At 38.6% G+C, this 25,666-nt stretch carries 13 protein-coding genes; all 13 read right to left on the reverse strand.

Going from position 1 to position 25,666, the window contains the following annotated elements:
- Positions 1–4: 4 nt before the first annotated feature.
- Positions 5–2,479 (reverse strand): glycoside hydrolase family 95 protein, encoded by a 2,475-nt coding sequence (locus tag ACNQGN_RS02620; RefSeq protein WP_417986298.1) that lies wholly within the window; start codon positions 2,477–2,479, stop codon positions 5–7.
- Entirely contained in the window at positions 2,463–3,890 is a 1,428-nt protein-coding gene (locus ACNQGN_RS02625) for an alpha/beta hydrolase family protein (RefSeq protein ID WP_417986299.1), read from the reverse strand. Before ACNQGN_RS02625 ends, ACNQGN_RS02620 begins: the two co-directional genes overlap by 17 nt.
- A 19-nt stretch (positions 3,891–3,909) precedes the next feature.
- Complete coding sequence (locus ACNQGN_RS02630; RefSeq protein ID WP_417986300.1) at positions 3,910–6,702, reverse strand: glycoside hydrolase family 78 protein; 2,793 nt, start codon at positions 6,700–6,702, stop codon at positions 3,910–3,912.
- Positions 6,703–6,704: 2 nt separating this feature from the next.
- Entirely contained in the window at positions 6,705–8,579 is a 1,875-nt protein-coding gene (locus tag ACNQGN_RS02635) for a sialidase family protein (protein WP_417986301.1), read from the reverse strand.
- Positions 8,580–8,584: 5 nt separating this feature from the next.
- Positions 8,585–9,505, reverse strand: a complete 921-nt coding sequence (locus ACNQGN_RS02640) for a glycoside hydrolase family 43 protein (RefSeq protein WP_417986302.1) — start codon at positions 9,503–9,505, stop codon at positions 8,585–8,587.
- 21 nt (positions 9,506–9,526) lie between these two features.
- Positions 9,527–11,110, reverse strand: coding sequence for a glycoside hydrolase family 28 protein (locus tag ACNQGN_RS02645; protein ID WP_417986303.1), 1,584 nt, complete (start codon positions 11,108–11,110; stop codon positions 9,527–9,529).
- Between the two features lie 3 nt (positions 11,111–11,113).
- Positions 11,114–12,538, reverse strand: a complete 1,425-nt coding sequence (locus ACNQGN_RS02650; RefSeq protein ID WP_417986304.1) for a glycoside hydrolase family 140 protein — start codon at positions 12,536–12,538, stop codon at positions 11,114–11,116.
- A 7-nt stretch (positions 12,539–12,545) separates the two neighbouring features.
- Positions 12,546–15,635, reverse strand: a complete 3,090-nt coding sequence (locus ACNQGN_RS02655; RefSeq protein ID WP_417986305.1) for a DUF6298 domain-containing protein — start codon at positions 15,633–15,635, stop codon at positions 12,546–12,548.
- Between the two features lie 112 nt (positions 15,636–15,747).
- Positions 15,748–17,457 carry a pectate lyase family protein gene (locus tag ACNQGN_RS02660; protein ID WP_417986306.1) on the reverse strand — a complete coding sequence of 570 codons (1,710 nt, stop codon included), beginning with the start codon at positions 17,455–17,457 and terminating at the stop codon, positions 15,748–15,750.
- A gap of 48 nt (positions 17,458–17,505) precedes the next feature.
- Positions 17,506–18,174 (reverse strand): DUF3826 domain-containing protein, encoded by a 669-nt coding sequence (locus ACNQGN_RS02665; protein ID WP_417986307.1) that lies wholly within the window; start codon positions 18,172–18,174, stop codon positions 17,506–17,508.
- Between the two features lie 110 nt (positions 18,175–18,284).
- Entirely contained in the window at positions 18,285–19,985 is a 1,701-nt protein-coding gene (locus ACNQGN_RS02670; protein WP_417986308.1) for a pectate lyase family protein, read from the reverse strand.
- Positions 19,986–20,063: 78 nt separating this feature from the next.
- Positions 20,064–22,079, reverse strand: coding sequence for a RagB/SusD family nutrient uptake outer membrane protein (locus ACNQGN_RS02675; protein ID WP_417986309.1), 2,016 nt, complete (start codon positions 22,077–22,079; stop codon positions 20,064–20,066).
- Positions 22,080–22,110: 31 nt separating this feature from the next.
- A complete protein-coding gene (locus tag ACNQGN_RS02680) occupies positions 22,111–25,323 on the reverse strand; it encodes a SusC/RagA family TonB-linked outer membrane protein (protein ID WP_417986310.1) in 3,213 nt (1,070 codons plus the stop codon).
- Positions 25,324–25,666: the final 343 nt, after the last annotated feature.

Consider the following 25,666-nt stretch of genomic DNA (forward strand, 5'->3'; position numbering starts at 1 on the left):
TATTTTAGTTTGCATAAAAAGTATAGGTTTTCCCTGCTTTCATGGCAACATCATATTCCATATACTTTGGCAACACTGCTTTTTTAATATTTGCTTTTTCCGAGATAATCGGTTCTTTGATTTCAACCTCAAAAAATAACGGATTGGAATTTTTTCCTTTTGCTTTTTTAAGTTGAATTCCCTTACTGGCGCCTAACGTATTTTCCAATCGCAACCTGCAATTTCCATCTATTTTAGCATAAATTTTCACAGTCGAGACTGCATTGTTTTTCCAGGCCATATCGATCACAAAACCACCTCTTGTAACCAGGCCTTTCACAGTTCCATCCTTCCACACGCCAGGTAAAGCCGGTAAAAGCTGCAACGCTCCGTCTTGACTTTGCACGAGCATTTCTGCGATTCCTGCAGTACAGCCAAAGTTACCGTCTATTTGAAACGGCTGATGCGCGTCGAGCATATTGGGATACGTTCCACCGCCTTTTCGTTGTTCGGGAGTAACTAAATGCAATTGATCCTGCAGTAATTTATACGCATGATCTCCATCTAATAATCTGGCCCATAAATTCACTTTCCATCCCATAGACCATCCTGTAGATTCGTCGCCTCTGTAATTTAACGAATTTTTGGCCGCCTGCAGCAATTCAGGAGTTTTAAAAGAAGATATCTGATTGCTTGGAAACAACCCATATAAATGAGAAACATGTCGGTGTTTATCTTCAGGATTGTCCCAATCCTGCATCCATTCCTGTAATTGCCCGTGTTTGCCAATTTGCATCGGTGGCATCTTAGCTAATGCCTGACGTAACTTTTTAGAAAGGGCCTCATCTCCTGAAACTATTTTTGTTGCCGCAATGACATTGGTAAACAAATCAAATACCAATTGGTTATCCATAGTCGTTCCTGCGGCTATTGTTGCCTTACCAGAACCGCCCGCATGCGTATTCTCCGGAGAGCAGGAAGGCACTACTACCAACCATCCCGTTTTCGGGTCCGGTATCATGAAATCAAGAAAGAAAGCGGCTGCACCTTTCAGTATCGGATAAATTTCTTTCAGGTAATTTTTATCTCCTGTATATAAATACCTTTCCCATAAATCCTGACATACCCAAGCACCTCCCGTAGGCCACATGCCTGATGCAGCAAAATCTACCGGGCCGGTAATACGCCAAATATCTGTATTGTGATGCAATACCCAGCCATCAGCACCATACATCATCTTGGCAGTTTCCTGTCCTGTAACGCTCAATTCTTTTGCCATCTGGATAAAAGGCTCATGCATTTCAGAAAGGTTGGTTACCTCTGCCGGCCAATAATTCATCTCGGCATTGATGTTCATTGTATATTTACTTTCCCAGGGTGGTGAAATCATATCATTCCAAATTCCTTGTAAATTGGCAGGCTGTCCTCCGGGTTGGGAACTGGAAATTAAAAGATAACGGCCAAATTGAAAATACAAGGCAGCCAATTGCGGGTCGAACTGCTTAGAAAAATCACGGATCCTTTCATTTGTCGGCTTTCGTATCGCATCGTTTGTTCCTAAATCTAATGAAACCCTGTTAAAGAATTTTTGATAGTAGGCAACATGTGCTTTTTTTATTGCAGCAAAATCTTTTACAATGGCTTTTTCCAGATAGGCCTGACTTTTAGCCACTTCATCTTCGGTAAGCTCTTTGTAGTTTTTAAAATTGGTGGCAATGGAAATATAAAGTGTCACCTCATCTGCTTTGTCAATACTGATAATACCATTGCTTACCGAAACTGCTCCACCAGTATTTTTAGCGGCGACCCTTCCTTGAAATTTCACTTTCCCTTTTTGCTCTTCATAGGTACTTGAAACTCCTGACAATACAATTTGATTCCCTTGTGTAGCGGGAACTGTTTTATCAAACGGACTATTCATAAATACGTTACAGGTAATACTCCCGGGCTGACTTGCCGAAAGTTTCACTACAATAACCTGATCTGAAAAGGAAGAAAGAATCTCTCTTGTATACACTACTCCATTTACAGTGTACTTTACTGTTGCTGTAGCATTTTCAATATTCAGATCTCTGTAATAATTACTGTAATTCTGATGCCCCGGGAATGAAATGTACACACTTCCAAAAGTTTGGTACGGCATCCCATTATTGGTTTGTGACATTATATCTTTGGTCGCCAATTCCTGAGCTTCATCATATTTACCATCAAAAACCAACTGTCTTACCAAGGGCAATGCATTCAATGATTTTGTATGCGCATTCGTATTTGGCGACCCAGCCCATATGGTTTCCTCATTTAATTGCAAACGCTCTACTGCAGGATCTCCAAATACCATCGCACCCAAACGGCCATTGCCTAAAGGCAGGGACTCGTTCCAAATCGTTGCCGGTTTATCATACCATAGTTTTAGTCCACCGGTAGTTTGTGCCGTTAAATTTTGCACTATAAGAAACAGTATTCCGTAGAAAACAGCGGTACTTTTATTTTTTAACTTCATGTTCTTTATGATTTTTTTCTCCAAACATCTCATACAATTTATCAATATCCTTTAAAGCGTTTGCCGGCAATCGTTCGCCATTATCTCCAAATACCAATAATTTTTCTTTAGCTTCCATCACACAGTCTGACTCGTCAATGACACCTTTTGCATTCTTCACTTTGTTTAAATTCAAGCCTAAATGTTCTGCCATAAATGGATATAAGGCCATCCGTTTTGAAACCCCAAAGTCGTGTCCTTCTTTGGCAAAATGAGCATTCTTCACCATCTCTTTTTTGTTGTAAAAACCATAGGTGCGCTGAATAAAAGGAAATTCCACTTCAGGAACGTCTTTGGTCCAATCTCCACCGTCGGAAACAATCAACAGGGGCTTTGGAGCCATCATCGAAGCGATTTCTGCATTATTGGTTCCATTGCCACACAAATGAATTGGTCGACCGCTTTCGCACGGACATCCACCCGAGAAATACGAAGAAACCATCACCACGGGAGCTGAAACTTTTACACGATCATCTATAGCTGCCAAAAACATCGTATGCGAACCACCGCCGGAACCACCGGTAACACCTACACGGGTTGGGTCGGCTTCTTTCAATTTTGACAAATAATCCAAAATACGAATTCCGCTCAGGACCTCAACTGTTTCGGCAATACTGTTTTGATGTGTTTCTACCGGAAATTGCAATTTTGATTCTCCCCATGCAAAAAGATCATACCCTACTACAATAGCCCCCATTTTGGCTAGCATAGCACAACGGTACTGTTCATCTTTTCTATACCTTTCATCAAAAAAGTGTCCGTCCGGCGTCAAGATAATCGGATGTTTTCCTTTTAAAGGATACGGCTTGTACATCGATCCCGCAACATAAACACCGGGAAGAATTTCTAAAGCAATATTTTCTACCGTATAATTTCCATAATTTCTTTTCGGCGTTAAAATCGGCTTTGATTTCGGCGTTGGAGGTGCTTTATCCAGTCCTATAGCCGTATAAATACATTTTTTAAGTTCTGCTTTTCTGGTTTCCCACTCCTCTGCAGTGTCATACAAGCCCGAAAGATAATCCAGTCGATCCTGTCCTTTAGAAACGGATACCTTATGGTATTCAAATTTTCTGATGGTGTAGGTCGAATCTGCTTCTTTGTAAAAAGTAAGATCAAAAGGAGCCAATACATTGGTCAGAGAAACTTCTAAGTTTCCCTGCTGAATACGCCAGTCGGCATAATTCAATTCTTTACCATCTAACAACTTTCGCTTATCCTCGACGGTCACCTTAAAGATTGCTTCGATTTTTTTTATCGTTTCCACAATTGGTTTTCGGTACTTTTCATCCGATGTCTGCCCCTGCACTTTTGAAAGTGTCATCATAAGCATTAACACCAGTACTGCGTACTGTAATTTTTGAATTTTCATTAGCTGTTTTCTTAGTGTTTTATAAAGTACACATTATTTTATACGTTCCTGATCCTAGCGTAAAAGAGGATTTCTCTCCCTTCTTATCAGTGTTCAAATCCAGTTTCAATCGTTTTAACGATTTGCCATTTACCGTTATTACAGCATTCTTGGGAACCGGTAATTTTACCGTAGCGGTTGTATTGGCAGGAATTACAACTTCCAGGATTACTTTACCCTCTTTTTTCTCCCATGCCGAAGCAATAGTACCGTAAACGGATTTATAGTTTGCTTTTACAAATGTCATGTCTCCAACAATTTCCGGCTGGATAAAGAAATGCTTAAATCCTGGATTTTCAGCATCAGGAACAATTCCTGCTAAACTTTGGTAAAACCATTCTTCAATTTGTCCCATCATAAAATGATTCCAGGAATTCCCTTTACGAGGATCCCATTGTTCGGTTAAGGTGGTCAATCCAAATTTTATCTGAAAACCATATCCGGGCGCGTCATAATGATTGTGCATTTTATACATCACCTCATTCTCGCCATTTTGAGCCAAAGCCTGGAATAAATAGCGGTTTCCAACATCACCTGTAGTTAATCGATAACCTCTGTTTTTTATATCTTCCAATAAATTACGCATCACCTCGGTTTTGTACTGCGGCGCTACAATATCCATAAAAACAGGTACTGCATTACTGAACTGGCTACCGGTACCGTATTGCTTGGTTGCTGCATTGAAAAATGCTGCATTGAAAGCATTTTTAATGGCAGTCGCCAATGTTTCGTATGTAGAAAAATCATCTTTTTTGTTTAACAATTTTGCCGCTTTTGCAAGCAAATTTGCTCCGTAATAATAATGACTTGTTGCCGAAAGAGCAATTGGACTATTTTTAGAATATCCCGCCGGATGGTCGCCATAATCATACCAATCTCCTAAACCATGGGATACAATGTGATTTTTTGAAGTTGATGTAAGGTAATCCACATACTTTTTCATTACAGGATAATATTTTTCCAATAAAGAGGCATCACCATAATATTCATAATACATCCAAGGCAGGATAACTCCGGCAACTCCCCATTCAGGAGAGTCGGTAAAATCACCGCCAAAGACTACATACTCCGGTACCACAGCCGGTATAAGACCATTTTCACGTTGCGCATCTGCAATATTTTGCATCAGGCTCGGAATATAGGTTTCTAAATTGTAATTGAAAATCAATCCCGGACCATTTAAATGGGCTTCCTCTAACCATCCTAACTTTTCACGGTGAGGACAATCCGTAAACACGCTCTGAAAATTACTTTTGATCGCATTATTGATCAGCTCATGCGCTTTGTTGAAAATTTCGTTGGAACATTCAAACATCCCTGCTTCACCCGCAGAATTATATATGAAATTGGATTTTACATCTAAAATTGTCGGGAAATCAGCATTCTTAACGTCCTTATAATTTACATTCTCAATTTGAACATACTGAAATCCATAATAACTGAATTTAGGTTGCCACTCTTCTGTCCCCTCTCCTTTTAGTGTGTACTGGTAGTAATAGGGTTTTCCTGATCTTCCCTGTCCAACTGTTCCGTCTTCGTTCAAGCCTTCTCCAACCCAAACACGAACCGTTTGCCCTTTTTTTCCTGTGACTTTAATGGTTGGAAATCCCGAAAGATTTTGCCCCATATTAAAAACAAACGTCCCAGGCTTAATGGTTTTAACTTCTTTAATCCCATAGTGCTTTTCAATAGTAATTGGCGGTGCTATTTGTGAAGTCAATTTTCCTTTCGGCGCTTCCTGGAGCACCACTTTTTTCCAGGACTCCGCTTTAAAACCGGCCGTATTCCACCCTTTTTGTTCTAAGTTTGCATTGTAATCCTCTCCTCCAAAAATACTATTGTAGGTGATGGGACTTTCGGAATACTTCCAGCTTCCATCAGACTTTATAATTTCCTGAGAACCGTCTTCATAAAGCACTTTCATTTTGAAAAATAAAGTAGGCGGCCCAAAACTCACGAAGAACTTGGCATACCTTTCGGCAACCATATTATACATTCCGTTGCCCAAAAGAACCCCGATTGCATTTTCTCCGTTTTGCAATTCTTGCGCGCCTAATTCATAGGTGTTGTAATGAACCGTTTTATCATAATCCGTCCATAAAGGAGCAAACTCACTATTGCCAATCTTTTTATTGTTAATCGTTAACGCGTAATGTCCCAGGCCTGAAATGTAAACGACTGCTTCTTTGATTTTTTTAGAAGCAGTAAACGCTTTGCGAAGCATAATACTTTTACGTGCCAAAGAATCAACGGCTTTGATTATGGCTTCTTTTTTCTCCTTTTTAAATGTTACTGCATGAAAATTTCTGCCTTCCGGTAAATGACTGTTGGCTTTTGTAATAGCACCAATCCAAGTTGGATTTAAATCCGCTGCAGTAGGTGCCATTCTGAAAAAAGCGGGTCCACTCCAATTGGAAGCTTTATTTTTCTGGTTCCAAACCTTTACTTTCCAAAAGTATTTTGTTTCACTTTTTAAAGGAATGCCGCTATAGTTTATCTGGAGGTTTTTAGTTGAAATCACTTTCCCACTGTCCCAAATATCTGCTTCATTTTTTTGAAGTTTCTCTTCAGAAGACGCCACCAATACCTGGTAGGCGGTTTGCGACACATTTAATCCTTTTGACACCAATTGCCAGCTGAGTCTCGGCTTCTGTTGGCTTAAAGCCAACGGATTTACAGCCATTTCAGAAGTCAGATGTTCTGCCAGCGTTTGTGCATTGGTGCTAACGGTGAGCCAAAGACATAAAAACAGTATTTTGTTGAAAAACTTCATATTTAGTGTAGCCTTTTGGTGGTCAGTGATTTAATATTAAATACCGCTTCCGGAATTAATTTACCGGCATCCGGCAAATCATCATAATCGTCTTTATCAGCTGGAGTATCTGCATTTGGAGAAAAGCGTTGCTCCCCGGTGCGGAACATAATGCGTTCAAAACCATCTACCGGTGCATAAAATATTTTAGTCGACTCTTTATCTTCATTTACTTTTACGGTATACGAACGTGTTTTTGCATTTATTTTAACCGTGATAGTATAGGCTGTCCCGGCTACATATTTGCTTATACTATTGTATCGGGCACCCGCTTTTGTTTTTAAAACGCCATCGGAATCAAAAATCAATCGAATGGCAGGAAGTCCTTGTTTGTTTTGAAATTCAATTTGCAGCAAGCCATGATTATTCTGTTCCGGCATCACGGTAAAAGTAGCTTCCATTTTGGCTGCAAAAGGAATAACACGTTCCGCGCGGGAATAATCGAAAGCATCCTGGTCTCTTAATGTCAACCATTTTTTTCCATCGGTTTTCTTTTCAACTTTGGCAGAAGCCCAGGAAAGATTGTAGGTATTCCACATCTTTAATTCCGTATCACCTGGAAGTTCATTAAAAACATCTTTTACATCTTCTGTAACAGTGCCAACCACCGGAACTGGAATAGAGGCTACCCAAATGTCTTCTTTATTCACACTGTAACTTACCCAAAGCTTACCATCTGGCGGAGTTCCATCCGTTTCAGGAATTCCTCTCACATATTGTGGCCCGTAGGATTTGTAGTTTCCACCGTAGCGCATTGGGCTCACTTCTCCGTGAACCAACAATAAATCTTTATAATTCAAACCATCATCACTTGTTGAAATCGCTAATGGCCAACGGTATTCTGAAGGATTGTAAACTGTTGCATATCGGTTATCAGCCGTTTTTTGCCCCCAAATTTTAGCATTGCTATTGACAAAACCAGGCGCTCTAACCGGAGCATATTCCCAAGTATTCCCCTGATCTTTACTAATGGAAGTAAGGGCAAATTTCCAAAGGCCCACTACATTTCCATTTGGTAAATGGTAGTAATTGAACGCCTTAAATTGTTTTTTTAGTGGCACCAAAGGATCGTCTCTGTCGGCTTCTTCTACCCATTGTTGCATCATCAGGGGCTTAGAAAGTAATTCATCACAGGCTTTTACAAATCCTTTGTCTTTGCTTTTTTTATAAAATGGGAATGCCGATTTAGACTGATCCCAGGTTTTGTTGTAACGGATAAAATAAACAGGGCCAAAACTGCCATCTTTATGAATTTCTCTCACTACACGGCCGACTCCTTTCCCATCATTGGGATCGTCTTTTTCATCCATGGCAATACCATAATACGCCAGGGTAAGCAGTCTTTTATCTGAAGATATAAAGAATCCCATTCGTTGGTGCATTATTGCATCCAGGTTTTTGGCAACCCCTTCCCGACCCTCTTTTTTCCAACCGTCCGGAATGTGGTAAATAGGAAAAAGCACGGTGGGTTTATTCCATTTTTCACCATCCTTTGAAGTCATTAATAAGGTTTGACTCGGCGGGATATGTTCTCCTGTCGGATCACTCAAATACTGCACAAAAAAAGTATTGTTCCAGTACGCCATATTGGTAGCATGATTGTAAGTCCAGCCAAAACCATCTGCTTTCTCCGGATGTTCTCTGCTGGCACGCATAATCTGGGTGGCATGTACACCAACGGCAGGACTCAATTGTCCATGGTGATAATCTACATTAGAAAGTGTTTTACCAACATAACGTACCGTGTCTTGTGCCAGTGCAGCATCAACAGCTCCACACGTTAGCAAAATAGTACCTGTTATGACAATAGTGTGTTTTATTTTTTGGAATGCAATCATTATTCTTAATTTTCTTTTTCAATTAATCCTTTTAAAACTTTCTTTGAAATGGTAACAATTGTACCGTGTTTATGACCTTCCGGAAGTTTTATTTTCGAAGAAACATCTTCAAAATTCATGAAATCTGAAGTGCTTGAGGCCTTGTAATTCTTTTCGCCATAATTGTCATAATAGATCAGCCACTTATTGTCTTTTTTAAGCACTGTCGGTCCTTCTGATAAATAAGCCGTAAAGGGTTCGGAGCTTTTGCCAAATGGCCCTAATGGCGATTTCCCAAAGGCAACTTTTATGTTGCGCATCGGCCTGGTGTTGTCTTTCAACACCAAAACATAATCCTTTTTGGCGCGCTTTACGATAACACAATCTATGACGCTAAAACCGGGTTCATAAAACAATTTGGCATCCGAAAAAGTTTTAAAATCTTTCGTCGTTACATAATACATGCGGTGATTATTTTGCTCCTCTTCCTGCCCTTTTTCAAATCGAAACGGAATGGTAGAGGCCCAAATAATTATGTAATTCTTTTTAACATCATCATAAAAAATTTCGGGAGCCCAGACATTTACAGCCTCAGGCTCGTTTTTCATAACCGGAATATATTCTTGCTTAGACCAATGAATTAAATCTTTGGAACTGGCATATCCAAAACCATTTCCGCCACGCCAATCCGTGGTCCAAACCATGTGATAGGTATGGTTCGCCCCTTTTACGATAGAAGGATCCCGCATGATTTTGCTCGCGCCTGCTTCTGGTTTCAAAAAAGAACCTTCAAGACCTTTCCAATTGTACCCATCTTTACTGTACGCCAGGTACAAACCTTCGGTCGCCGGTTCTCTAAAAGAAGTAAATAGAAATATTTCCTTTTTTTTCTGAGAATAGCTCACAGTGAGTACTGCAATACATATAATGGCGAATATTTTCTTCATGGTCATAATTCAATAAGGCTGCTATTCAACAATTGCTTTTTTATCCAGTTCTTTTCCTTTTTTCACAACAGTGGATACATGATGGAACACATTGTTTTTAAGAAAAATATCTTTTGTTCCTTTTCCATCTGCTTCGATAAAAATATCGGTAGCAAACATTGGAAAATTATTATTTATCATCATGTTATGTGTATTTTTCAATTTTACAACCGGGGTATTTTTAAGGGGTGCAGCAGTTCCCACATTATCCAAAATAATGTTGTGTGAGTCTTCTATTTCAAAGGATGACCCTATGCTTGCAGTTACTTTTACATTATGAAATTCAACATCTTTAGCTGTAGTAACGGAAAAGCCCTCTTTACCTTCCATGTTTATATTTGAAAAAGTAAGGTTTTGAATCGGCATTTCAGAAATTCCTCGAATAACACCTGCTCTGTTTACATTTACACCCGTTACATTACTGATATGAATGTTTCTAAAAATTGGAGTTCGTTCAGAAACCGGTTCTGCTGTACTTGATTTGTCGTAAAACAAATCCATAACAATAGCTTCTTCTTTAATATTTTTCATCACAATGTTATCCACGCGAATATCTTCTACTACGCCGCCTCTTCCACGAGCCGATTTCAGTCTGATTCCACGGTCAGTTCCGTCAAAAACACAGTTGGAAATGGTGATCTTTTTTATTCCTCCCGACATTTCGCTTCCAATTACAACTCCACCATGACCACTTAACATGGTACAATTGGTAATCGTCACATTTTCGGTCGGAACATTCCATTTTCTGCCATCCATATCTCTACCGGATTTTATCGTAATACAATCATCCCCCACATTAATATGGCAATTGGAGATACGTACATTCTTGCAAGAAGTCGGATTGATACCATCTGTATTAGGGGATGGCGGATTAAAAACCGTAACTCCATCTATAACTACATTATCACAAAACGCCGGGTTTATGGTCCAAAAAGGAGAATTCTGAATCGTCACCCCTTCAATCAAAATATTCTTACAGCGAAAAGCTTGAAATAATGGCGGACGGAAAAACATCAGATCCATTGTTCTTTGATAGTAGGGTGCTGTTTCCAATCCCTCATTTTGTGCTTTCCACATTTTTTGATATTGGTTGGGCGGTAATTTTACCTTGGCAGTTTCGATAGCATACATGTCTAACCACCATTTTTTTCCCTGTCCGTCAATTGTGCCTCTTCCGGTAATGGTTATATTTTCAGCATCTTTAGCATATAGTAAAGGGGAAAAGCTTTTCATAACGGTTCCTTCCCAGTGCACTTCAACAAAAGGCAAATAATCATCAAAATTGTCTGAAAATTTTAAAAGCGCTCCTGCTTCTAAATGAATCGTGATATTGCTTTTTAATTTTAGGGCTCCCGTCAAATATTCTCCGGCAGGAAAATAAATAGTTCCGCCTCCATTTTTAGATGCTTTTTCAATTGCTTTCTGAATCGCTTCCGTGCATTTTACTCCTTTATTGTTTCCGCCTTCATTCAGGATATTTATCCAGCCGTCGTTCGCTGCAAAAACAGTATTCAATCCTGCAATACAGCAGAATAAAATAATCAAATAGATCTGTTTGATTTTCATAATTTATTTTTTGGATTTTAAAATAAGTACCCAGTCATTCCCATCTTCTTTACTTCCGGAAGGTTGAAACTCCTGAATGCCTTTATTGGGCAGATTTCCAATTGTAGTGGTTTTGCCATTGCGTGGATTATACCAGCTTGCCGCCACCTGATCACCATCAATTTTACCCATGTTTAAAACAATTTTCCTGCCATTATAGGTATAGACCATAGCATACTCTTTTCCTCTGGTTGCTACTAAATAATCGTATTTTTCGCCTTGATCAGCAATTAATGACTGATCAGGAACACGCTCCAAGTACGGAAAATCGAGCATTAATTTCTTAATGTATAGCATTTGTTTTGCTCCTGGAGCATCAAGGGCCTCCGTCCATAAGGCTTTATTGCCATAAGCTGCCTTATCTGTTTTCCTATGCATTTGCATTACGGCATTATGTCCGTAGGTATAACCCGCAGCTCCAGCAAAAACAGACCAATAGCCATAACGTCTTACATCGTCATGATTCCAGTTGCGTTGCAGGGTGTCGTGCAAACCTTCCGGAATTCCTTCATATGATGGCTCTCCGTCTAGGGTAGGCTTTGTTGGCTTCAAATTAAAATCTGTCGCTATATAGCGATAGTTGTCTTGCCCGTACGCTCTTTTTGAATCGTCCTGATCGTAACGTCTGTGTCCTGATTGTACCATATTAAAATCCAGCCAGGACTCCGTATGAAACCAATCCGAAGAGGTCATTCTGCCCCTTGGATGAAAAGTCTGAATCACATCAGGATTGTTCTGTTTTATGGTTTCTCCGATGGTATTCCAAACGTCCGTAAATTCATTTCCAAAAGTATCTCCACCATTCAGCCAGATAATATTGCTTTTGTCTTTGTATCGTTTGGTTAAAAATTCGGAATAAATTTTAGCTTCTTCTTTGGTTACCTTTCCTTCACTCACATTAGTTCCCCATACTGGTACCATCGCGATGTACAAGCCTTTCTCCTCGGCAAGTTTTACGACATAATCGACATGATCCCAAAAATCATATTGCGTTGCATCCTTAATATCGTTCCCCGGAGTTACAACAGGTTTTGATAATTTTTGATCCTCAAGTGCTTTATCTCCGTAAGCATTCACCGCATCTACTGAATGTATTACCATCACTTGTATCACATTGAATCCTTTTTGCTTTCTGTCTTCCAGATACTGTGCTGCTTCTTCTCTTTTTAATTTTGAAAACAGCAACCAGCCTGTATCACCCAGCCAGAAAAATGGCTTCTCGTCTTGCGTAACAAAATAATGCTGGTTCTTTGAAATTTTAAGTTTTGGCAACTCGAATCCCCCTTTCGAAGTGGTGTTTCCAGCTGTTTTTTTATACCCGTTGCATGCAGCAAAAAGCAGCAAAAAGCTTATAAAAAATGCAAATCCGTACGTTTGTCTTTTAATCATTTTGAAATTATTTTTTTAGAATAAATAGTATATTTTCTGAAGTATCAGAAGTTGAAATTGTAACACTTTTTCCACCACGAATGGTTTGTTTTTTGGTCACGATTCCCGTTTTGGAATTAATGCCATACACCAAAAATTCACTTTTATAATCGCTTAAGTCTATGGCAATATCTTGTGCCTTTTTTGCATAGATCAGATAACTTTTACCTTTGTTTTCCAGCCTCCAGAGCGGGTCTGAGAATGTAGTTCCCTGCGCATACTTCATAGTGGGAATAGCACTATAAAACTCCGGAAGCTCAATTTTAGGAATGGCAGCAAGTGATGCTCCGGCCATTAACGCAGCCCAGCCAAATCTTGGTGAACCATCGGTAGAATACAAAATTATTTTGTCAGGATATTTTTCACGATACTCCCGAACGGCTCTGTAAACCTGATCATCCGTTTCTTTTCCTGTTTTTATTTTTCGGGCATGCTGGCGTGGCGCTAAATTTTGACCTCCCTGAGGAGCATAAGTTGTTCCATCTTCTTTGTAATACCAATACCGAATATCAATTAAATCAACTGTTTTTAGTCTTTGGGAATCATTCAAAATTGCATCCTGAACATCTTTAGTAGCACTTAATCCTATTATTTGATTTTTGCCCGTTTCCATTTTCCATTTTTGAACTTCGTCCAGCCAAAATTGCATGAAATGAAGCGGCCCTGTATATTCAGCACTTGTAAGCTGAATTACGTTGCTGTTATTTTCAAAATTCGCTAATGCTTTTCTAATAAATTGTTGATGCAATTTTTTTCTCACCGGATTGGTAACATCATAGAACTGCTCGGCCATGAAAATACGCTTGTCCCCTGCATACGGAGGTGGTTCTGGAAAACCGGTACCGTTAACATTGTTGGCCGAACGCCAGGGAGAACTGGACCAATGCGCTCCCGCTTCTAAAATATTATGCTGAAAATACTGTTGATTTATCAGCAATTGTCCATTCGGTTCTGCTAAAGTTGCAAAACGAGCCAAACGATCCCAATACCAGGCATTGTATTTTGTTAAATCATATTTGCTCAGGTGATCCCAAGCCAGTCCGTCACCACTTCTGGCGAAAGGCTGCTCGTAAAACGGTGGCCAAACATCAGCATCGATACGACGCACGCGCTCATGATCATCCATTCGGCGGTCATACCACAATCCATAATTATGTTCCAGGGCCACTATATTATTAGCGCTTAAATAATCCACGACCTCGTTAATATTATCGGTAAGTCCCGTTCCTCTTCTTCCCGGAACAAATCGGGTCAGGTGTGGAGATGACTTTTTAACATCATCGTCTATAAGACTGCCGCGCCACCACATAACAGGAGCTTGTTTACCTGCGATCAGTTTTTCTCCAAACGTAAGCCATCCATTATCTATTTTTACTTTAGAAAGGCTTTTGGTGTCTTTTTGATTGGTGCTCTGTTTTAAATCAGTACTCTTTTTTACGCCAGAAGCGTCTGTTGCAATAGGATTTAATTTAGAAACCTCGTTTATCCATTGGGGTAAACTCATCAGGGTATCAACCGCAATTTTAGTCAATTCTTCGGCCTGTTCTACTGTTGGGCTGGAGGAAGGTTCTGAACCTATATCATACAAATAAGCGTTTACGGGAATTTTCCCCAGCCTTTTTTCTAACTGTGCATAAAACAAACTTCTGGGGTTTGCATGGCTGTTTACATCTTTCCAATGACCGTTACCTGCAAATTGTCCCCAAACTCCAAAAGCCCAGTTTTGAGCTGTTGGCGGACTATAGCATTCTATTTTTGAAGCTGATGCCTGCCACATAACACTGTTTGCGGCTGTCCATCCTGCTCCTCTTCCATTTTGCTCTCTGTTATTAAAACTTAACGCTGCACCATCTATGTTAGCAATATCAAATAACACTCCCGAAGCCCAGCTGCCAATCGCTCCACTGTTGCTGTATGGCAAATGGGACTCGCATTGTACAAAAGCATTCGGGCCCGTTGTACCATAACCACCTACGGCAAAATCATGATAACCGTATTCTGAATAACAACGCTGAAATAATGTTTGTTCCCCTTCGGTATAAAAGGTATGTCTTCTAAAGGCTGCGATTTCTGAAATAGGGGCTGTAGCCATACAATCTTCCACTGTAATTTGTTGGGCAGATTTTAGCAACGAAACGGCTCCCCCTGCAAAATGCTTAAAATTCACTTGTTTTACCCAGGCATTCTTTACATTTTCCATGCTGATCGCCAGCCATCGGTGTTCTTCATCTTTTAAATTTGAAGAATTGTATGTTGATTTAAGCAGTATATTTTCGATCCCAACCTGCTGAATTCGACCCAACCAGGTATATACTGTTACTTTTGAAGCTCCATAGGCATCGTCTAAAGCCATTGTCAAGGGGGCATTCAATGTAACTTCATTGCCGCTTATAGTGGTTACAACCCTATTCCAGGTCATATTCCAATCGCCCGCTTTCCAACCTATCCAAGACGTTTCTCCTCCAAACTCTTCCATCTTCAATTCCTTAATCCAAATATCGGTTAAAGGCCTACTGATGCTAATTTCATCCGAAGGCTTTAGTTTAACTGCGTTTTTTAATTGAATTTTCTGGGTTCCAAGTGGAGAAAAAGTAGTTTCAAAATCCAATGTCTCGCCCTCTTTTTTATCGTCTACCCCAAGAATTCTGATTAAAGATTCCCGCTTAACACCTGTTCCTAAAAGTAGTGTTCCGTTTTCGGTGTTTCCGCTTCCGCGCAACACCACACCTGATTTTTTGAGATATAAAGTACCGCTAACTTCGAACGTACCTTTATCTAAAAGCACAGCACCTCGAATACCTGATTTGTTTGGTTTGAGATTGCCTACGTAATCCAGTGCTGCTTGTATTTTTTGAGTCGCATCACCTTCTTGTTTCGGTACAAAAATCTGAATTGCCACCGTTGGAATCTGTTTTTCCGAAGCCATATACCCCGCATAGGAAAAATCGGGAATTCGATTTCCTGCCGTATCAGCGCTATAGCTTATACCTCCATTTTTAGCATTTACAATATCCGGGTAAGTACTTTGGGCACTGCTTTTGCTAAAGGTAAAAAACATAACAAAACAGGATAAAACTAGTATATCCTGTTTTGAAAGTATTGTATTTTTTAATTGATTAAAATTCACGTTAAAGTGGTATTTAACAGGTTAACTTTTATTTTAACTGAAATTATTGTACTAGTCCCGCAGACAATTTTGCAAGTGAGTCGGCATTATTTTCTACTTTCTTCCAATCTGTTTTTTGCGTGGGATCTATACCATTAAAATATTTTTCAATGTTGGTATACCCATCACCGTTCAAATCTTTATTGGCATCTGCCGGATCTTTTGGGTTCAAACTGTATTTTTTTTCCCAGTTGTCCGGGATCCCATCATTATCTGAATCTTTATAAGCCTTCCCTTTGTACTGCGGATAACCGCCAACTTGATCTATACTGGTAATAATTCCTTTTTTATAAGAATCTGCCGGCAATCTTCTTTTGATGAATTCCTTACCAATGGCATTTTCCTGTCCTTCTTTGTATTCTATTTTTCCGGTACGAACCTGCTTAATAATTCTTTCATCAACTGCATCTCTTTTTGGCAATGTTGCCCCTGCATTGTTCAATACAAATTCATATGCTTCTTCTGCCTTCATGATAGTGAGTTGCGGCATTGCAAATGGTTTTGGCTGTTTGATAGCTTCTAAATATCCTTTAGCCTCTTCTAATGAAAGATCTTCTAATTGCACTCCGCCATTCCAATTATCTGCCGTAACTTCCGGAACTCCGTCTATGTAATTCCCTGAAACGTACGCTCTTCCAAAAGTTTTTGGCTTCATATACCCCGATTCCGGTTTTAAGATTCGATACCGAATTGGCTTGTCTTCCGGAGTTATAGGTCCTGGCTTAAAATAATTATTGATAATATTAAACAGCGAACGGTAGTCTCCTCCGTCTAAGGAACGATTCCACCAATTGAATACTACATTATTTACAAAATTAAAATCACCGTACATCCCAATCGAAGCATTTCTGGAAATATTATCTGCCCATAAATTTCTTATAAAAGTACTATTTAAACCACCAATTGTACTTCCAAAAGAATGATTATAGGTGTCCAGACCTTCAGAGGAAATAGTGTTTTGAATGGTAATATTACAAGTTGGTAATTTTAACAATTCTGACTTTTCATTCGCTTTAAACTGATGTCTGTACATTGAAATATTTTCATCCAGCCCCCAGCTTACCGAGCAATGATCTATAATAATATTTCCTATTGGGTTACCCCCGAGTGCATCATCTCTTCGGGTAACATCGGTTGCCCCTCTTCTAAAGCGCATGTGTCTTATAATAACATCATGTGTATCTACTTCCAAACTTTCTCCAGCTACGCAAATACCGTCACCTGGGGCAGTTTGTCCTGCTATAGTAACATAAGGCGCTCGCATACTGATGCGTTTTTTTAATCGAATAATTCCAGAAACATTGAATACGATTGTTCGCGCACCCACTGCTTCACAAGCTTCTCTAAAGGTGCCTTTACCGCTATCTTCTAAGCTGGTTACTACAAATATTTTACCGCCTCGACCGCCTTGGGTGAAGGCACCTCCGCCTTCGGCTCCAGGGAAAGCCGGGATTTCTGCCGGTACGAAATCTTTAGGATATGAAGCCCATGGCAAATAAGGTCTGCCATGCTTTGCATCTTCTTGTATAGCGGCATAATTATCTTTCCAAATTGTATTTAATCGCACTTCTTCCTGCGCTAAAATCGAATCTGTTTTAGCTTGAAGCGGGATAGGAATTTCTGGATATTGGGCTAGCACTGCTGAAAAAGAAAAACAAAAACAGACTACTGTCAGTGTTCTTTTAAAAATCCTGTTGGGCTGAATGTGTTGCATGGAAAAGATTTTAAAAAATTATTTTGAATCTATTAAAAAAAACGAAACCTATTTTTTAGGTTTGTTCTTTTCACGTGCCGCAACACGGTCATGCCAATCAGTGCTTTCCTTGTTTAAATTATACCCCTGAGCGGATAAATAATTATTGATTCTTCCTTTGTATTTACCAAACCAGGCATGTTTTTCCTTAGAAGAACCTCCATCCATTGCATGCTCTCTGGCTTCCACTAAATTTTTATAAATGTAACTTTTCTGTTCTTCTGTTAAATTACGCAGCATATCTTGATAGCCTGCATAAGTGATTGGCAAAACACCATAAGTCATTCCGTCTTTGACTTCTGTGATTTTAGCGTCATTTAACTGAGTCCCTAATTTTTTTAGATATGATTTATGCAATTTACCAATTAATTGATCCGCTTTTACTTTGCATTTTTCAATTTTCTCCTTCTGCTTTTCTTTTGACAAATCACTACTTTTCAGTTTCTCAATTGCAGCATCCCTTTCGTCCTGAATTTTACTCAAATCTCTAAATTGTTGCGCAATGATATTGGAAACAGCAGTCTCTTTAGTGGCATTGGACAACTCTAATTTAGCAACAATTTTAGCTGCTCTCTCATTTGTTACCTTTATGTATTCCGGATTTAAATGCTGTTGTGCACTTATTTTGCAGATAAACAGTAAAAATAAAATGCTTATACTTATTTTTTTTATTGACATGATATTATTTTTTTTTGATTTCTATTCTATTTTTATTTAAAAAAACATCCTTACGCCATACTACAAGTAATGGAATAAGAATGCTTAAAAAAAAACCACACTCTAAAAAACTATTCCAATAATGGACTTTTTAAAGTCTCCTTATTATTGGCTAAATCTTTCCAATCTACTTTCATTGCAGGGTTTACACCATTAATGTAATCTTCGATATTGGCATACCCGTCGTTGTTTAAATCCGTTTTGGCATCCGCTGCATCTTTTGGGTTTAAACCATGTTTTTTCTCCCATTTATCAGGCATTCCATCTTTATCTGTATCTACATAGGGTTTCCCTTTGTATTCCGGATAACCACCTACCTGAGCAATATCTGTTATAATACCATTTTTATAGGAATCTGCAGGTAAACGACGGTGCTCAAATTGATAAAATGATTTTGGATCAAGTCCTTTTGCATATTCAGGTACTCCTGTTTTCACAGTCCTTACAATTCTTTCATCAACCTTGTCTCTTATTGGCAATGTGGCCCCAACATTTTTAAGAACATAATCATACGCTTCCTCAGCATTCAAAATTTTATTGAACCACGGCATTGGAAATGGCCTGTTACTTTTCATTTTATCAAAAAACGGTTTTGACTCCTCAAAACTCATCAACTCCCCTTTTTTATTTTCGATTTGAACTCCTCCGTCCCAGTTGTCTTTAGTAACTCTTGGATTATTATCAATTACATTACCAATTACATGAGCCCTGCCAAATACCATATGATCCAGCTTACTTCTTCCTGCTTCCGGTTTTAATATTCTATACCCGATAGCTTCTGTTTTTGGAGTTACGGGACCCGGTTTAAAATAATTATTGATAATATTATAGTTAGCGGTATAATCACCACCATCTATTGATCTGTTACTCCAGTTAAATACTACATTATTAACAAAATTAAAAATACCATTCCACCCGATTGAAGGGTTTCTACCGGCATTATTTGCCCACATATTTCTAATAAAAGCGCAGTTCTCTCCTCCTAAAGTACTACCAAAAGCATGGTTGTACGTATCTAAAGCTTCTCCAAACAAACTATTTTGAATGGTAATATTTACGGTAGGTTTCTTTTCATCCGGATAAGTCGCTCCCGGACTATACATATGCCTGTACATGGACATATTTTCATCTAACCCCCAGGTTGCAGAAACGTGATCTATCATAATATTCCCTACCGGGTTACCACCAATAGCATCATCTCTTCTCCCTACAAAAGTTTCTCCTCTACGAAAACGCATGTGTCTTATCACTACGTCATGTGTATCGATCCATATCGATTCCCCTGCAACACAAATACCATCACCAGGAGCAGTTTGCCCTGCAATAGTTATATACGGAGCACGGATGATTAATGGGCTTTTTATTTTAATAATTCCTGAAACATTAAAAACGATGATTCTTGCTCCGCCTTTTTCACAAGCTTCGCGTAATGTCCCCGGTCCTCTGTCTTCTAAACTGGTCACTGTGTATATATTTCCACCGCGACCCCCAAAGCTATACATCCCTCCACCTTCGGCTCCCGGGAATGCAGGTATTTCTGCTTGCGGTAAATCCGTTGGTCGAGATGCCCAAGGAATGAATGGTTTACCTGCTTTGGCTTCTTGTTCAATAATTACGCTGGCTTTTTCCCAGGCTTCATCAGATAGTTTATTGGCCTCGTCTTTTATCGCTTTTTCCTTAGCTTGTACTTCAGCAGAAAGCTTCGGATATTGAGCATAGCTTTTAGTAAACCCCACTAATAAAATAAATAAAATTATATTGAATTTTTTCATCTTGAAATTTAAGTAATTTTATAACGCATTAACCTGAATTATTGTAAAACACAGGTTAATACGTTCTTATTCTGTTTATTATTTAAGTGGGTCAAATGAACCACCCCAACCTTGAGTTTGTTGCAAATATGGCGCCGAATCTAATAAAGTTTGATAAATACCAAAATAATAATATTCCTTATACCATATAAATTTCCAATTGTTTGTAGTGGGATCTAAATTATCTCTTACGACCACCTCAAAATGATTCGTATATAAATAATCCAAATACGCATCAAAGTTATTAATCGTTGTTGTTCCTATTGTAACAGGAAACGAAGCAGGCTCTCTATTGGCTACAGAAGCATTTCCAGTAGCAACAAAGAAAGGATCTGCAGAACCTACATATCTGCTTCCATCTGCCTTTTTAGCAACTATATAATATCCCGTTCTTCTGGTACCGTTAAGAGGTGTAACACCTAATCTCGCAGTTGTTCCGGCAGTAGCATCAAAAAGCTTCCAACGTCTCAAATCATAGAAACGTTTGTTCTCATAGGCAAACTCTATTTTTCTTTCATTAAGAACGGCACCAAAATGCTGGTCTCTGGAAGAAACAGCAGCTAAACCATAATTGCCATCTCCGTTGATAATACCTGCACGATTTCTGATCGACTCAATTAAAGTTTTACCCTCTGCTAATTTATTAATACCGATTGCAGATTCCGCTAGATTTAATACTAACTCAGCAAAACGCATTTCCATATAATCAGTACCACTGTTCAGGTAACCACTAGCACTGGTAGCGATCTCGTTAGTGGCTTTTCTCAAATAGATACCACTTGAATTCGGTCCGGCTGTTTCCGTAAATTTATTTGGAATTGTAGTCGCATTTGCGGATCCGGAAGCTGTCCAACTGTAAGTCCATTGTTTAAAGGCAGTATTTTCAGCATATTTCCAGGTTGCACCATTATAAGCAAATGTTTTGTAAAACCTTGGGTCTCTGTTCTTGTAGAACAACCCTTGAGAATAAGGATACGTTCCGGATGCACTTGAGATCGGTTGTCCATCCTTCATTGGGAACGCGTCCACCATTTGTTTAGTAGGAGAGATTGCTCCATTTCCACCTGATGCTTTAGAACGAGCAGCTCTTTCCCAACCATTATTTCTTTGAAGATTTACAGTAGATGAATTATTAAATCCAAAAACAATTACTGCTTCTTTATTTCCAACTTCAGCAAACCACATATCGCCCCAAGCTTTTCCATCAGCAACACCACCTGTAGTAAAAAGACCATATCCATTCGTTTCCAAAAGTGCTTTTGCTTCCGTATTGGCATCATAAGCACGTTGCCAACGTTGTGTATCATCAGTCGGATTGAAAATTGGGCTTGCCCAAGTCAACAACACGCGTCCTTTGAAAGCTGCCGCAGCACCACTGGTAATTCTTCCCGAATCAGCGTTACTTGACCATTTTCCTGGCAATAACTGTTTTGCCAGTTCTAAATCAGAAACAATTTGCTCAATACACTCCGAAGTAGAACTTCTTGGAATCTGAGCTAACGACGCATCGTCCAGGATAGGGTTCTGCTCGGTTAAAACAATCGGCACACCGCCATATAATTTCACCAATTCATAGTATTGGTAGGCTCTCCAAAAATACATTTGTCCTTTCAATGGATTCTTATCCGCATCAGCCATCCCGTTCTTATCAATTTGACTTAAGAAAATATTAATTTGTCTTAAACGAGTCCAGCTATTATTAGCGATACTGGAAGATAATCTACTCCCTATGTAAGGCAAACAATGTGCATTAGTAGGAGACACTGTTGCCCATACTTTATTCCAATTGACTTCCCCTGCAAGTTCTTCAGTTGTTTGACTAAAATCATCATTACCTCCCGAGGCAAGATCCCAAGTGAATACAGCAGCATTATTACCTGGTAAAAACAAACCATAAACATAATCCACATATTGCCCTGCTAATGTAGGTACTTGAAAAACCTGTTCATTAACACCATTAAAATCTTTTTTCTCTTCAAGGAAATCATCATTGCAACTTTCTAAAGAAAAGGTTGCCAGTATGGCAAACAAACCTATCGCTTTTATATTTTTCATTTTTTTAATTTTAATTTTTATTAATCTCAAATTAGAATCCTACGTTAAGCCCCAAGGATATTGTACGAAGGGTTGGATAGTCCATATAACTTCCATTAGCCTCTTGAAAACTATAAGGATTATAAAGTGTAAAAGGATTAATCCCTGTCAAATTCAGTTTACAGCTGTTCATATTCAATGCTTTTAAAGCTCTTTCCGGTAATGCATAACTTAATGTTATGTTTCTACACGCAATTCTAAAGGCATCTACTTGCCAAAATTGAGACACCTGAGAGTTTATCTCTTCAAAAGCCGGATTTGGCATTTTTCCATCAGGATTAGCAACCGGGTCATAAATATCATTCCATATTGATACTGTATTGTCTATAATTTGTGGAATTTTAGTTTTTAATGATTTTCTGGCATTACTGTCTATATTAGACCAGCCACCTCCAAAAGAAGCATTAACAACCGCATTCAGACTAAATGATTTATAAGCAACTCTTAAAGTAGTACCTGCTCCGTATCTGGTAGCAGCTCTCTTAGACAATTGAACCTGGTCATTTACATCAATGATTCCGTTCGGAGCGGCAAATTCACCGTTCCCTAGATATGCACCTCTTACATCAGAATAATACAACATTCCTGGTTTAAGATTGGCTGCCGGAACACCAAAAACAGAGGTAATTGCGTATTGACTTACGTAGGAATCAATATCTGTTTGCGTTCTAAACATCCCCAAATTATCATAACCCCAAACTCCATTATCAGAGGACTGACCTGGTTTATTATTCCAAGGAAGCAAAACATCCTGATCATTGAAGTCTGCCTTGATTACTTTGTCTCCTGACCAGCCAAAACGCATATCAACGCCGTAGCTAACTTCTTCACCTATTTTATCACTCCATCCAAGTGAAAATTCATATCCGAATGTATCTACTGATCCGTAATTTTCAGCAGCTACTGTTCCACCAACTGTAAAGGGTACATTACCTGTTCTGTTTAAAAGTAAATTAGTCCCGATATTATAATACGATTCTGCACTAAAAGACAATCTGTTGTCAAGGAATCTTGCATCAACCCCAAAATTGGTTTTTAATTCGTCACTCCAGGTAGCATCCGGATTTGGAGAAGCCTCCATTTTCCATCCATTCGTATTGTCTAAATTGCCTCCAAACACAACTCCTTTATTACCTTGGAACGTATATCGTTGTCTCCACAACCAGGCTCTGGTATCATCTTTACCTAACAAACCTACTGAGTATCTAACTTTAAGATAATCGATCACTGAAGATTTAAAAAAGTCTTCTTTGGAGATTACCCATCCCGCAGATACAGAGTAAAATTTACCCCAGTAATTCTCAGGAGAGAACTTAGTCGAAGCATCAGATCGGAATAAAAACTCCGCTAAATATTTATCATCATAAGCATAATTTAACCTACCAACATAGGACAATGAACCCGATTCACTCTTTGCAGTAGAACCATCAATAGTACCCGTAGCGGTATTAAATTGCCCGTTAGTACCATCTAAAACACCTGCTTTAAAAACCACTTCATTGTTAGAAGTCGCTTCTGACCTTTCAATTGCAAACAAACCACTTACATTATGTTTACCAAAATCACGGTTGTAAGAAGCACTAAGGTTTAATTGTTCTGAGAAATTGGTGGTGTTTGAAAAATACAAACGATTCCCGTTTTCGTAGAATTTAGATCTAAGAGGTGCTGAAGTAATAGCATCACTAAAAATATGTCCATTAGTTCCCAGACCTTCAAACTGATACAAAGTATATCCTGTACCTACTTGTGTTCCTCTGGAAGTACCCATATTACGTGCATACGATCCTCTGGCCATCAAACCCTTAATAAAAGGGATTTTATATTCCGTGTACATGTTTATAGTCATCGTGCTGGCTGTAGTTTCCGCAAGATTATTTAAACGTTTGATTTCGTTATAGTGATACCTCTGGTTACCATCATTATTATTGGTCAACTCCATCGGCATTCCATTAACGTAATTCGGAATATAAGGTACGTGAAGCAATAATTCATTATAATCGTTCTCTTCTTTTTCTCCTCCAATTTTATTAAAAGTATTTGTTTTATCAGAGTAGAATGCAGACAACTGCAAACCTGCTTTCCAATTACTGGATAAATTTACATCTGCACCGGCTCTGAAGTTCCATTTATTATAATCCAGCGTACTTAAGTTACCATTTTGTTTGTAATACGAAGCCCCTGCAAAATAAGTAGCTTTTTCAGTACCTCCGCCCACATTCAAATTATGACGCATACTATAGGAAGGGGACCACTCATCATCTAAGAAAGTATTCTTTAACGTTTTAAAATGCTCCAGTTCATCTTCTGAAAAGAAATACTGAGGATCTCCTGCAGTTTGATTGTATCCGTTCGGACCATTCATGATGTTAACATATTGACCAAACTCATAAGCATTTAATACTTTTGTCTGGTATGTTTTATCATTAGTACCATAAGCACCACTGTAGCTAAATTTCGCTTCTCCTTTTTTCCCTCTTTTAGTAGTTACCAAAACTACCCCTTGAGCAGAACGTGCCCCATAAATAGCAGCGGAAGCATCCTTAAGAAAGGAAATGCTTTCTACTTCGGAAGAGTCTAAATTATCAAATATAGTACTGTCATTTAAACCCTGAGCATCAATTTGCAAAATGCCGTCAATTACATATAAAGGATTCAAATTTCCTCCATCTTTAGCTAACGTATACGGCCTACGAATTGTCAATGTCGATTTAATACCAGGTCTTGCAGCACCACCTGAAACTCCAACACCTAAAACGCGTCCTGCCAAAGCAGTTCCTAAATCTCCAACAGGAAGATCTTCGATTTCACTCATTTTAATGGTTTCAATAGCTCCCGTTAGATGCGCCTTTTTCTGCTTACCATAACCAACAACAATTACATTTTCCAATTCCGATGAATCTTCTTTCATCGCTACATCAATAACAGTTTCATTGCCAACTGTTTTTTCCACTCTATCCATTCCAATATAAGCAAACGTAAGAATATCTCCCTTGTTTACTGTTATAATATAACGTCCGTCAGCGTCTGTAACAACACCTTTTTTCGTCCCTTTTACATTTACATTTACCCCTAGGATAGCTGTTCCTGCGTAATCGATTACGCTTCCAGTTATAATTTTTTCTTGACCGGTTGTTTGAGCATAGCCCGACAAACTCATTAGTGCAAACAAAAATAAACCACATCTCATTGCGATTGTTTGTTTCATAAGTGCTTTTAGTTAAATTAATTAATAGTTAGTTAGTTAATAAAAAAACCGTCTTTCCTAAACCGAATAAAAATACAAAAAACCATTTCTATTTAAAGTTAATTTTTGATTTAACTTTTAAGTGTTAAAAAGACAATTATTATATATGCCCCAAATATATAATCATAAAACATTGTAACTGTCCTGTACTGTCCTGCTTTAATGCTATTATCAAATAAAAAAAGCTGTAAATAAATCATATTGATAAAAAAAAGACGAATAAAATAGTAGTAAATTAAAAAAAAAAGGATTCGTTTGCATATAATTCGGTAGCGCCACCAGTATTTCACAGCAAAATAACAAA

This window comes from Flavobacterium rhamnosi (genome assembly GCF_048286515.1).
Lineage (GTDB): Bacteria > Bacteroidota > Bacteroidia > Flavobacteriales > Flavobacteriaceae > Flavobacterium.

Coding starts and splice junctions, on each gene's coding strand:
- ACNQGN_RS02620 (WP_417986298.1), bottom strand. CDS start 2,479: ATGAAGTTAAAAAATAAAAGTACCGCTGTTTTCTACGGAATACTGTTT.
- ACNQGN_RS02635 (WP_417986301.1), bottom strand. CDS start 8,579: ATGATTGCATTCCAAAAAATAAAACACACTATTGTCATAACAGGTACT.
- ACNQGN_RS02675 (WP_417986309.1), bottom strand. CDS start 22,079: ATGAAAAATATAAAAGCGATAGGTTTGTTTGCCATACTGGCAACCTTT.
- ACNQGN_RS02680 (WP_417986310.1), bottom strand. CDS start 25,323: ATGAAACAAACAATCGCAATGAGATGTGGTTTATTTTTGTTTGCACTA.
- ACNQGN_RS02660 (WP_417986306.1), bottom strand. CDS start 17,457: ATGCAACACATTCAGCCCAACAGGATTTTTAAAAGAACACTGACAGTA.
- ACNQGN_RS02665 (WP_417986307.1), bottom strand. CDS start 18,174: ATGTCAATAAAAAAAATAAGTATAAGCATTTTATTTTTACTGTTTATC.
- ACNQGN_RS02625 (WP_417986299.1), bottom strand. CDS start 3,890: ATGAAAATTCAAAAATTACAGTACGCAGTACTGGTGTTAATGCTTATG.
- ACNQGN_RS02650 (WP_417986304.1), bottom strand. CDS start 12,538: ATGATTAAAAGACAAACGTACGGATTTGCATTTTTTATAAGCTTTTTG.
- ACNQGN_RS02640 (WP_417986302.1), bottom strand. CDS start 9,505: ATGAAGAAAATATTCGCCATTATATGTATTGCAGTACTCACTGTGAGC.
- ACNQGN_RS02630 (WP_417986300.1), bottom strand. CDS start 6,702: ATGAAGTTTTTCAACAAAATACTGTTTTTATGTCTTTGGCTCACCGTT.
- ACNQGN_RS02645 (WP_417986303.1), bottom strand. CDS start 11,110: ATGAAAATCAAACAGATCTATTTGATTATTTTATTCTGCTGTATTGCA.
- ACNQGN_RS02655 (WP_417986305.1), bottom strand. CDS start 15,635: ATGTTTTTTACCTTTAGCAAAAGCAGTGCCCAAAGTACTTACCCGGAT.
- ACNQGN_RS02670 (WP_417986308.1), bottom strand. CDS start 19,985: ATGAAAAAATTCAATATAATTTTATTTATTTTATTAGTGGGGTTTACT.